This is a genomic window from Aliihoeflea sp. PC F10.4 (assembly GCF_054612275.1).
The window spans coordinates 2,501-13,940 of record NZ_JBTSWH010000001.1 but is presented as its reverse complement, the minus strand read 5'-3'; the positions used below and the strand labels follow the sequence as shown (position 1 = coordinate 13,940).

The following is an 11,440-nucleotide window of genomic DNA, read 5'->3' as shown; positions in this document are numbered from 1 at the left end:
GCTGTAACCTCAGGACGCATACCAGACAGCCTTCCAGTCCGTGTACTTGTCGATAGCGTGAAGCGACTTGTCGCGGCCATGTCCCGACTGCTTGAACCCGCCGAAGGGCACCGACATGTTGCCCCGGTCGAAGCAGTTCACCCATACGACGCCGGCTCGGATCGCTTTGGCCATGCGTTGCGCACGACGGATGTCGTTGGTCCAGACACCGGCTGCCAGACCATAGATCGTATCGTTGGCCACGGAGACGACCTCATCGGCATCGGCAGCACTGATGACGGAGAGGACGGGACCGAAGATTTCCTCGCGGGCGATCTTCATACCGTTGTTGACGCCGTCGAAGACGGTCGGCTTCACGTAATAACCGCCGGTGTCCTCCAGCGCCTTGCCACCGCCGGTAACCACCGACGCACCCTCCGAAGAGCCCGCCTCGATATAGGACAAGACACGTTCGTACTGCTCCTTGCTGACGAGCGGCCCCATCTTCGTGTCCGGATCGAACGGGTCTCCCTGACGAATGGCCTCGGCATGCGCGATAATGCGCTCAACCAGCGCATCCTTCACCGACGCTTCCACGATGAGACGGGAACCTGCGTTGCAGACCTGTCCGGCATTGGCGAAGATACCGGCGGCGACACCTTGCGCCGCAAGGTCCAGATCCGCATCCGCCAACACGGCCTGCGGCGACTTTCCACCAAGTTCGAGGCTCACGCGCTTGCCGTTGCTTTCGCCCGAATAGCGCAGGAACATCTTGCCGACCTGGGTAGAGCCGGTGAAGGTGAGGCAATCGACGTCCATATGCAGACCAAGTGCCTGACCGGCGGTTTCGCCATAGCCGGGAACGACGTTGAAAACGCCCTCGGGCATACCTGCCTCAATGGCCAGTTCGGCTACGCGAAGTGCGGTGAACGGGGATTGTTCCGCTGGCTTGAGAACGACCGAATTGCCTGAGACGAGCGCGGGGGCAAACTTCCAGGCTGCCATGGAAAGCGGGTAGTTCCAGGGGACGACTGCCCCGATCACGCCCAGCGGCTCCCGGGTGATGACCGCCATGAGATCGTCGCTGGTGGGACCGACTTCTCCGTAAATCTTGTCGATCGCCTCGCCGAACCAGGCCACGCAGCCGGCAGCGGACGGAATGTCGCCGTTGAGCGCGCCGGCATACGGCTTGCCCACATTTAGCGTTTCGAGCGCAGCCAGTTCTTCCTTGTGCGAAAGGATCAGCTCCGAAAAGCGCAGCATGATCTTGCGACGCTCCTGGGGGGACATTCGCGCCCAGGTTCCACGTTCGAACACATCCCGCGCAGCCTTGACGGCCAGATCGATATCCTGTGCGCCGCATGCCGCGACGCTGCCTATCTCCTGTCCCGTCGCCGGGAAGATACAGGCAAGCGTTTCTCCGGAGAGGGATGGCTGATAGCGCCCATTGATGAAGGCCATCGACGGAAGGGAGATGCCGGCGCTCAGCGCGCCTTGACTCGTTGAGGGGATGTGCATTGGCGACCGCTCTGACTGGTTGACTGAACTGAGACGAGACTGCACCGACAATACGGTTGGGCGGCTAAGCGTAAAAATACATTTTTGTCATTCGGAAAATTCGATAAAGTTATAACTTAGCTCGATATTAAGCACCGGAATGCGCCGAATGATTGGAAGTTTGCGATGATAACGCTTCGGGAACTGACCGTTTTTCGTGCCGTCATGAAGGTTGGAACCGTCTCCGGCGCAAGCCGGTTGCTCTCGGTTTCCCAGCCCGCCGTCACCAAAACGCTTCAGCAGATCGAATGGAAGGTCGGCGTGCCGCTTTTCGAACGCATGAAAGGCAGGTTGCAGCCGACAGCGGAAAGCGCGCTGCTCTTCCCCAAGATGGAACGAATATTCGCGGCCGTGGAGGATCTTGAGCAATATGCCGGCCAGATAAAGGATGGCGAGGTCGGCGGCGTGTCATTCGCGACGGTGACGACGCTCGCGACCTCGATCGCAACGCCGGCTATCCTCAACTTCAACGGATCGCACCCGAACGTATCAGTCAGCGTGAGAGCGCTCGCAACGCGTCAGGTTGTGGAACAGGTTGCCAACAATCTGGTCGATTTCGGTTTGAACGATACGGCTTCCATGGAAGGAAGCCTGAAGACCGATCCAATCTGTCAGGTGGCGATATGCATCGTCATGAGGCGTGAACACCCGCTCGCCCGGAAGAAGTCGATCGCCTTTCCGGACCTTCGCGATGAAACGGTGATTTCGTTCTTCGACGATTCCATGCTCGGTGCGCTTTTGAGACAGAAACTGAGGATGTCCGGTTCAGAACGCGAAGTCCAGTTCGCGACCAACCAGTCGCTCGTCGCCAGCGCCCTCGTGCAAGGTGGGGCCGGTGTCGCGCTTATCGATCCGTTCACGCCGCTTTCCGGGTATTTCCCGGACCTGATCGTGCGGCCCCTCACCCCTAAAATGATCCTTGAACCGCGAATTATCTATCCGCCCAACCGTCCGCTTTCCCTTGCCGCACGCGAGTTGATCACCTGTATCAAAGATCGCTTTGCCAGCGTGGAGGCGGATCTTCTGGCACTAAGCCCCTGAATTTACGGTCCCGGTCTTGCTGGGGCCGCGAAAACAAGCACGGATAGTCACATCGCAAGTGCCCGCGTCAAATCTTCATGTTCGAACGCGCTGGACATGCGGTTGATTTTAGATGCACGCGCTCCGAGGGCGCGCGCCGTCTCTCGCCAGGTCGCAGTCGAAGTCGCCATTTCCCTGATGATCGTGCGCGCCTGTTTGAGCGTCGGGGCGTAAAAGCCGCAAGCCTCTTCCAGCAGATCCAGCGAGCACGTGCCCTCATCGAGATCGATATCCGTCATCAGACCGCGCGCCTTGATATCGAGCGGCACCGGGTTGAGATCGTAGGAGGCGACAGCGTCCATCCAGTACTGCCGAGCCGGAGAAACCGTGATTGCGTAGATGGTCGTCGACATTCGAGATCAGCACATCGAAGGCGACGCGCCGATACAAAGCCTGTGTATGGGCTTTGCCCCTGAGCCCCATGCCGAGCCAGCGCATCAACGATTCGGGATAGCTGTGGCGCTCACCATACTCTCCTTCTAAGATAATCATGTTAGATATGTGACATTCAGTAAATGTATCGTGGCGCTGTGTATTTACCTGAAAGACTGAGGGATTGGTCGCGAGCCGCAATCCCGACGATCTGCCTGCATTCTTCACCAAAATCGTCGAGGAATTCGCAGAAGGTAGGCACAAAAATCAGAAGCGTAGCGCGTAAGGCTGATCTACGCGTGAGAGGGGCAAAACGCCCCTCGCGCTAATCGTCACTTCAGAGCAAACAGATCGGCGTCCTCATCGTCGCGCTCATGAACGATCGCACCTGTGATGATCTCAGCGGCAATGCGCGAAAACGTGATGCCGTTGCCGCCATATCCCATCAGCGCATAGACGCGCGGCTTGCCTTTGAGCGGGCCGATCATCGGGAGCCCCGTGGAGGTGCTACCGAAGCTGCCCGCCCACGAGAAATCCGGCGTCGGATCGATATTCGGCAACAGCTTGCCCAGCTTCTCGACGATGCGCTGGGTCTTGTCCGCGATCAAGGAATCGCGCCGGTCTTCATCCGTAAAATCCTCGTCTTCCCCACCGCAGATGACCCGCCCGTCATGTGTCGTGCGCAGATAAAGGTAAGGGTCGGAAGCCTCCCAGATCAGCGCCTCGCTCGGCCACAAATCGCGCCGTTTCTGCTTGCCCGTCGCGATCGCCCAGGTAGAAATGACCTCGTGATTTGCGTGGGGAACGCCATCCATAAGCTCATAGCCCGTTGCCAGCACGACGTGCTTCGCCGTGATGATCGGGCCGTCCCGTGTCTCGACGCGGACGTCACTACGTCCATGGTCGATCTGCGTTGCCTCGACGGGAGCGAACAAACGCGCGCCACGTGCGATTGCGCGTTCGAGCAGTCCACCAGTCAGTTTGACCGGATCGAGCGCGAGGTTGTCCTGCGACAGGATCGCGCCATCTCTTGCGATGCCATATTCAGCGTCGAGTTGGGATTTCGTCAGGTAACGCGCCGACAGACCTGAGGCGAACCGCATCTGCGCTTCCTTGCGCAATTTCGAGCCGGTCAGAACGTTGCCCGCCAGGTATAAAGTCGGGCGATCGGCCAGAGCACAGTCGATACCCAGTTCGCCGATCCGGTCCCTCAAATTCTGTACCGCGAGCCGTGAGCGCCGCCACGCGCGCGTTGCCTTGTCCACGCCGAGCGAGCGGCGAAGGTGGCTGAGTGGTACGTCGATCTCATGCTGAACAAGAGCTGTGGTCGCTGGTGTCGAGCCCGACACGGCGTCGCGCCGGTCGATGAGTGCGACATCGAGTCCTGCTTCGCTGAGCAGATCGGCTGCCATCGCGCCGGAAATGCCCGCTCCGACGATCAGAACGTCTGTTTTCAGATCAGACTTGAGCGACTGTACATCGGGGCGTTTCGACCGATAGGCCGCCCATACGGGACGGCCTGTTCTCAGATCGAGTTTCCTCACGCGAGACCCTTGCCGCCGGTCGCGCCGAACAGTTCACCGGCCGTGATGAATGCCTTGCAGCCTTTGAACTTGCCGCAGCCGAGATAGCTATCCTCTCCGTGATCGGTCATGATTTTCTCATCGACTTTCGCGTGCCCAAAGCCGCAGGCTGCGGCAAGTCTCGACGAACCTCTTTGCATCGGCTGGCTTTGCCAAAACGATCAGGCCTTCATCCGGCTCGGCACCCACTTTGTCGAGAAGGGGCTGCGCCGCCTCGACATGAGCGATGAACTTGCAATGGGCAAAGGCGTCAGCGACGAAGTCGCGGGCCGCCGGTTCGCGTATGAGATCCTTCACGCCATCCTCGCTGACGATCAGCGCGACGGCGTCGTAGAGCACCGATGGTCCACCGCCGACCATCTGGTCGCCTTCGATCGTGGAGCCGTCATCGGCCATCACGCCGCCAACCTTCGGCGCGACGATTTCCATCATCGCGCCTTCCGTCTCCAGTGCCTTGCGAAGCTCCGACACGACCTTTGCATCGCAACCGTCGGTCACGAGAACGCCGACCTTGCGTCCCTTGAAGCTCTCCGGTCCGTTCTTCAGGATCGACAGCGCGTCGGATTTGGCGAGGTCGTCGCGTGGGGCCACAGCGGCATCCGCCGCTTTCGGCATCGTCTTGATGCCGAGCTGATCGGCGACCTTCTTGGCCAGCGCCTCGTCGATATTCAAAAGGTGCGAGACGACGCGCTCGCGGATGACGACCGTTTCGACCTTGGACAATTCGAAGGTCAGCGCATCGGCGATATGGCTCTTTTCCGTTTCGGTCTGGCTCTTGTAGAATTGCCGCGCCTGGCTGTAGTGGTCGGCAAAGCTTTCGGCACGCAGACGCACCTTCGGGCCTTCAACCTCCTCGCGATATGAGCGATGTCCACGCGCCGGGTTTTCGCGCGGCCCCTCACCCCAGGAATTCGGCTGATAGTTGGCGCGGCCGACAGGATTGCGCATCGCCATGTGACCGTCCTGCTGAAAATGATGGAACGGGCATTTTGGCGCGTTGATCGGCAGATGCGTGAAATTGGTCGAGCCGAGCCGCTTCAACTGCGTGTCGAGATAGGAGAAGTTGCGTCCCTGAAGCAGCGGATCGTTGGAAAAGTCGATACCGGGAGGCACGTTCTGCGTCATGAACGCGACCTGCTCGGTCTCGGCAAAAAAGTTATCCGGCATCCGGTCGAGCACGAGGCGGCCGACGGGCATCGGCTCGATGATCTCCTCCGGGATGATCTTGGTCGGATCGAGCACGTCGAAATCGAAGCTGTCGGCAAAATCCTGATCGAAGAGTTGGACGCACAATTCCCATTCCGGAAAATCGCCGGACTGGATGGCGTCCCAAAGATCACGGCGATGGAAGTCCGGGTCGGCTCCGTTGATCTTCACCGCCTCGTTCCAGACGACCGATTGCAGGCCAAGCTTCGGCTTCCAGATAAACTTGACAAAGGTCGATTGGTCGTCGGCATTCAAGAAGCGAAACGTGTGAACGCCGAAGCCTTCCATGAAGCGCAGCGAGCGCGGGATCGCGCGATCCGACATTGCCCACATGATCATGTGCATGGATTCCGGGGTCAGCGAAACGAAATCCCAGAAATTGTCGTGTGCGGACTGCGCCTGCGGGAAGCCGCGATCGGGCTCCGGCTTCACCGAATGGATCAGGTCGGGAAACTTGATCGCGTCCTGGATGAAGAAGACCGGGATGTTGTTGCCGACGATGTCCCAGTTGCCTTCCTGCGTATAAAGCTTGACGGCAAAACCACGCACGTCGCGCGCAAGATCGACTGACCCTTTCGACCCGGCCACGGTCGAGAACCGAACAAAGGCGGGTGTCTTCTCACCTGCGCGCTGGAAAATGTCGGCACGCGTATATTTGGCGAGCGATTCGTAGGTTTCGAAATAGCCATGTGCGCCATAGCCGCGCGCATGAACGACGCGCTCGGGAATCCGCTCATGGTCGAAGTGGAAGATTTTCTCGCGGAAATGAAAGTCCTCGATCAGCGACGGGCCACGCTCGCCATACTTAAGCGTATTCTGATCGTCCGCGACCGGGCCGCCTTGCGCGGTTGTCATGAGTGGCGTGTCATCATCCGCGATCTGATGCAATTCGCCGCCATTGCCGCGAGAAAGCTTCTGATCGTGAACAGTTGCGGCGGCTCGGTTCTGCGTCGCGCCTGACGACTTTTTGTTGCTGGCCATGGCTGGCTCCTCTGGCTGGCTGCAATCGATCTGCAACCCAACGCGGCACATCTCCAATCGTGCCGTTGCCAGGGAATGAATTTATCGGATTCCGACAAAGAGCAGTAATAGCGGGAACCGAAGGACAATTGCGAAGTTTGAGGGCTGGTGACCGTCACAGGCATGACGACGTCGATCGATTGATGACAAATACGGCTTGCTACATGACAGAGCAGAACGAACGTTTCTCAGCGTTTCATCCACGCGATATCAGTTTGCTGAAACAGGTCATGGCCGCCGCAGAACTGGATGAAGATACGCCCCTCGATCGCGATGCAAGGGCTGCGGCTCTGATCCGCCTGTTTCAAAGCGGCATTCGAACAGAAGCGGAATTACTGTCGGCGCTGGGTTATTCCGACTTCGACGGTGCCGCGTGAATGACGACTGACATCGGTGTCACTGATCATCCCCAGTAGTGGTCCGCTGTTATGTTTAGGAAATGGATGATCACGGGCGTCTGGCGGCTTGCCTCGCTCGAGGCCTGGAAGGCTGAGGAGAAGCGTCTCGGGCTCGAGAAGCAGGCCGAGTTTCATGCGTCTGCGCTCGGAAGGCATTCTCACCACGACAGACGAGAAGGTAGCGTTCATGACCCGGTTCCAGACGGAACTGGGTGAGCATCGGGAGGAATGGGGGAAGATACAAGTCTGGTTGGTTGCGGGGGCAGGATTTGAACCTGCGACCTTCAGGTTATGAGCCTGACGAGCTACCGGGCTGCTCCACCCCGCGTCACCGAGTATCGGCGTTTTGCCGGCCGGGCAGCCCGGTCTTTTTGGTTTGTTCGTCCTTGGAAGCTTTGCTTCCTGTGGTTGAACGGGGCGCTGCTCCCCCCTGTCACCATGGTCCGGCGCTTTGCCGGGAATGGCTATGTCCTGAATGCGTTGGGCCGCTTGCGCGGCCCGTTTTCCGCCTTGCGGTGGAATGTCGTGAAGAGAAGATTGATTTCATGCATTTGGCAGACCTGGCAGCGACCTACTCTCCCGCGTCTTGAGACGAAGTACCATCGGCGCTGGGGCGTTTCACGGCCGTGTTCGGAATGGGAACGGGTGCTATAACCCCGCCAGAACCACCAGGTCGGCGAAAGGCATGAAGGTTCGAGAAGCTGGTGATGAAGGGAATAGGGAAGTAGCGAAAGGGAAGAGATTGTCCCTGATACCTACTTTGCACCCTGCCCTTTGAAGTTGTGCTTCGGGCGAAGCCCGAGCCATCGACTGATGGCCGGCGCTGATGCGCCGCGCGCGCAGCTGCCGCGGTCCGAAGGACTGCGAATGGCAGCGTGAGCGAGAGAAGCACTCATCCGACTTGTCGGATGGGTATAAGTAATGTGAATGATCAAGCCGATCGAGCTATTAGTACCGGTAAGCTTCATGCGTTGCCGCACTTCCACACCCGGCCTATCAACGTGGTCGTCTTCCACGGCTCTGATAGGGAATACTCGTTTTCAGGTGGGTTTCCCGCTTAGATGCCTTCAGCGGTTATCCCGTCCGTATATAGCTACCCTGCTATGCGGCTGGCGCCACAACAGGTCCACCAGAGATACGTCCATCCCGGTCCTCTCGTACTAGGGACAGATCCTGTCAATATTCCTACACCCACGGCAGATAGGGACCGAACTGTCTCACGACGTTCTGAACCCAACTCACGTACCGCTTTAAATGGCGAACAGCCATACCCTTGGGACCTGCTCCAGCCCCAGGATGCGATGAGTCGACATCGAGGTGCCAAACAACCCCGTCGATATGGACTCTTGGGGGTCATCAGCCTGTTATCCCCGGCGTACCTTTTATCCGTTGAGCGATGGCCCTTCCACGCGGGACCACCGGATCACTATGACCGACTTTCGTCTCTGCTCGACTTGTCAGTCTTGCAGTCAGGCGGGCTTATGCCATTGCACTCGACGAACGATTTCCGACCGTTCTGAGCCCACCATCGCGCGCCTCCGTTACTCTTTAGGAGGCGACCGCCCCAGTCAAACTACCCACCATACACTGTCCCGGACCCGGATGACGGGCCGCGGTTAGACATCCATATAAGTAAGGGTGGTATTTCAAGGATGACTCCACAAAGGCTGGCGCCCCTGCTTCAAAGTCTACCACCTATCCTACACATGCCGACACGAATGCCAGTGTAAAGCTATAGTAAAGGTGCACGGGGTCTTTCCGTCTAACCGCAGGAACCCCGCATCTTCACGGGGAATTCAATTTCACTGAGTCTCTGCTGGAGACAGCGGGGAAGTCGTTACGCCATTCGTGCAGGTCGGAACTTACCCGACAAGGAATTTCGCTACCTTAGGACCGTTATAGTTACGGCCGCCGTTTACCGGGGCTTCGATTCAAAGCTTGCACCTCTCCTCTTAACCTTCCGGCACCGGGCAGGCGTCAGACCCTATACGTCGTCTTGCGACTTCGCAGAGCCCTGTGTTTTTGATAAACAGTCGCTACCCCCTGGTCTGTGCCACCCCCATACGGTTGCCCGCATAAGGGTCACGCTTATCCCGAAGTTACGCGTGCAATTTGCCGAGTTCCTTCAGCAGAGTTCTCTCAAGCGCCTTGGTATGCTCTACCTGACCACCTGTGTCGGTTTCGGGTACGGTCTATACGCGGGAGCTATTTCCTGGAACCGCTTCGCTGCCCAACCAATCCAATAAGGATGGACAACACACGCGATCCGTCACTACCCGCAGGCCCACGAATATTAACGTGGTTCCCATCGACTACGCATTTCTGCCTCGCCTTAGGGGCCGGCTAACCCTGCTCAGATTAACTTTAAGCAGGAACCCTTGGTCTTTCGGCGAGGGGGTCTCTCACCCCCTTTATCGTTACTCATGTCAGCATTCGCACTTCTGATACCTCCAGCAGTCCTCACGGATCTGCCTTCGCAGGCTTACAGAACGCTCCGCTACCGCTTGACCCTTGCGGATCAAACCCAAAGCTTCGGTGCATGGCTTTAGCCCCGTTACATTTTCGGCGCAAAACCCCTTAATTAGACCAGTGAGCTGTTACGCTTTCTTTAAATGATGGCTGCTTCTAAGCCAACATCCTGGTTGTTTTGGGAGTCTCACATCCTTTCCCACTTAGCCATGACTTGGGGACCTTAGCTGTTGGTCAGGGTTGTTTCCCTCTCCACGACGGACGTTAGCACCCGCCGTGTGTCTGCCGACTAGTACTCCTCGGTATTCGGAGTTTGGTTAGGTTTGGTAATCCGGTGAGGACCCCTAGCCCATCCAGTGCTCTACCCCCGAGGGTATTCGGTCGACGCTCTACCTAAATAGATTTCGCGGAGAACCAGCTATTTCCAAGTTTGATTGGCCTTTCACCCCTAGCCACAAGTCATCCCAATCTATTGCAACAGATACGGGTTCGGCCCTCCAGTTGGTGTTACCCAACCTTCAGCCTGCTCATGGCTAGATCACTTGGTTTCGGGTCTAATGCGACAAACTGAACGCCCATTTCAGACTCGCTTTCGCTGCGCCTTCACCTACCGGCTTAAGCTTGCTTGCCACACTAAGTCGCTGACCCATTATACAAAAGGTACGTGGTCACCATTTCAGGCTCCCACTGTTTGTAGGCAATCGGTTTCAGGTACTCTTTCACTCCCCTTGTCGGGGTGCTTTTCACCTTTCCCTCACGGTACTGGTTCACTATCGGTCATGCACGAGTACTTAGGCTTGGAAGGTGGTCCTCCCAATTTCAGACAGGATTTCACGTGTCCCGCCTTACTCAAGGACTTACAGTCGCATTACGTGTACGGGGCTATCACCCATATTGCCCGACTTTCCAGACGGTTCCACTTGTCTCATGTAAGCCACTGGCCTGGTCCGCGTTCGCTCGCCACTACTTGCGGAGTCTCGGTTGATGTCCTTTCCTTCGGGTACTTAGATGTTTCAGTTCCCCGAGTTCGCCTCTTATCCCTATGTATTCAGAATAAGATACCTTTTAACGATACTTGGAAACCAACGCTGTTGGTTGCTTCGCCCAACGAACCAAAGGTTCGCAAGGCCGACCGGCTGTCGCACCTGATGGTGCGCGCCGGCGCAGGGCCAGACCGCCAAAGGCGGTCGGTACGGCCCGTGAGCCAAACAAATCAACAAAGTTGATTTCCCAAGTATCTAAGGTGGGTTTCCCCATTCGGAAATCGCCGGATCAAAGCTCATTCGCAGCTCCCCGACGCTTATCGCAGCGTATCACGTCCTTCATCGCCTGTGCATGCCAAGGCATCCACCAATTGCCCTTAAGACACTTGATCATTCACATTGCCAATACCCATCCATCCCGCACAACCCCGGCAGGTCGAAGACCTGACAAAAAAGAATTATGCGGCAAAAAGAATGAGGCATTGCAATTATTAAAGACCAGCTTCTCGAGATCTGTTCGATGGCGCGGTTAGGCAAACCAATCAAGTGCAGGGGATTGAGCGTCCACCTGCGACGAACCGGCAACCCTTAACGGACATGCCCGACCTTTCCCATCATGACGACGGGAACGCCTTGCAATGCCCAGGTCATCGGAACCCGAACAAATCTTCTCTTTACGATGTCATACAGAACAGGCGAGCTGCCAAAGGCAACTCGCAAACTTGCTTTTCTAAGTGATTGATCTTCAGGAAACCCAAACCTCACCCCGCCAAATGAATGGTGGAGCCGGACG

The 11,440-nt window shown here is 57.4% G+C and carries 7 protein-coding genes, 2 tRNA genes, 2 rRNA genes and 1 pseudogene (1 of these 12 only partly in view); 3 read left to right on the top strand and 9 right to left on the bottom strand.

The genetic code is table 11. The features are described from left to right. Positions 1–9: 9 nt before the first annotated feature. A complete protein-coding gene (locus ACX82Z_RS00070) occupies positions 10–1,497 on the bottom strand; it encodes an aldehyde dehydrogenase (protein ID WP_459586118.1) in 1,488 nt (495 codons plus the stop codon). 165 nt (positions 1,498–1,662) lie between these two features. On the opposite strand from ACX82Z_RS00070, the gene ACX82Z_RS00065 reads away from it, so the two are divergent. Beyond that, positions 1,663–2,577 (top strand): LysR family transcriptional regulator, encoded by a 915-nt coding sequence (locus ACX82Z_RS00065; protein WP_459586117.1) that lies wholly within the window; start codon positions 1,663–1,665, stop codon positions 2,575–2,577. Between the two features lie 47 nt (positions 2,578–2,624). Here the strand turns inward: ACX82Z_RS00065 and ACX82Z_RS00060 are convergent, their stop codons facing one another. Continuing rightward, positions 2,625–2,855: a hypothetical protein gene (locus ACX82Z_RS00060; protein ID WP_459586116.1), complete on the bottom strand. Its 231-nt coding sequence runs from the start codon at positions 2,853–2,855 to the stop codon at positions 2,625–2,627. Then, on the bottom strand, positions 2,833–3,108 hold the full coding sequence (locus tag ACX82Z_RS00055) for a HipA domain-containing protein (RefSeq protein ID WP_459591197.1): 276 nt from the start codon (positions 3,106–3,108) through the stop codon (positions 2,833–2,835). The genes ACX82Z_RS00060 and ACX82Z_RS00055 overlap by 23 nt, the downstream gene beginning before the upstream one ends. Positions 3,109–3,166: 58 nt before the next feature. Here ACX82Z_RS00055 and ACX82Z_RS00050 point away from each other — a divergent pair. Next, a pseudogene (locus ACX82Z_RS00050) lies at positions 3,167–3,274 on the top strand (protease); the annotation flags it as partial. A gap of 46 nt (positions 3,275–3,320) precedes the next feature. Here ACX82Z_RS00050 and ACX82Z_RS00045 read toward each other — a convergent pair. After that, on the bottom strand, positions 3,321–4,532 hold the full coding sequence (locus ACX82Z_RS00045; RefSeq protein ID WP_459586115.1) for an NAD(P)/FAD-dependent oxidoreductase: 1,212 nt from the start codon (positions 4,530–4,532) through the stop codon (positions 3,321–3,323). Positions 4,533–4,649: 117 nt separating this feature from the next. Then, entirely contained in the window at positions 4,650–6,758 is a 2,109-nt protein-coding gene (katE, locus tag ACX82Z_RS00040) for a catalase (protein WP_459586114.1), read from the bottom strand. Between the two features lie 203 nt (positions 6,759–6,961). On the opposite strand from katE, the gene ACX82Z_RS00035 reads away from it, so the two are divergent. After that, positions 6,962–7,174 (top strand): hypothetical protein, encoded by a 213-nt coding sequence (locus ACX82Z_RS00035; protein ID WP_459586113.1) that lies wholly within the window; start codon positions 6,962–6,964, stop codon positions 7,172–7,174. A gap of 272 nt (positions 7,175–7,446) precedes the next feature. On the opposite strand, the gene ACX82Z_RS00030 is transcribed toward ACX82Z_RS00035, so the two are convergent. The 4 genes from ACX82Z_RS00030 to ACX82Z_RS00015 form a co-directional block, all read right to left on the bottom strand. Continuing rightward, positions 7,447–7,523, bottom strand: a tRNA-Met gene (locus tag ACX82Z_RS00030). 230 nt (positions 7,524–7,753) lie between these two features. Continuing rightward, positions 7,754–7,868: ribosomal RNA gene (gene rrf, locus ACX82Z_RS00025) — 5S ribosomal RNA — on the bottom strand. Between the two features lie 254 nt (positions 7,869–8,122). Then, a 23S ribosomal RNA gene (locus ACX82Z_RS00020) occupies positions 8,123–11,039 on the bottom strand. 386 nt (positions 11,040–11,425) lie between these two features. Beyond that, positions 11,426–11,440, bottom strand: a tRNA-Ala gene (locus tag ACX82Z_RS00015) (it continues 61 nt past the right edge of the window).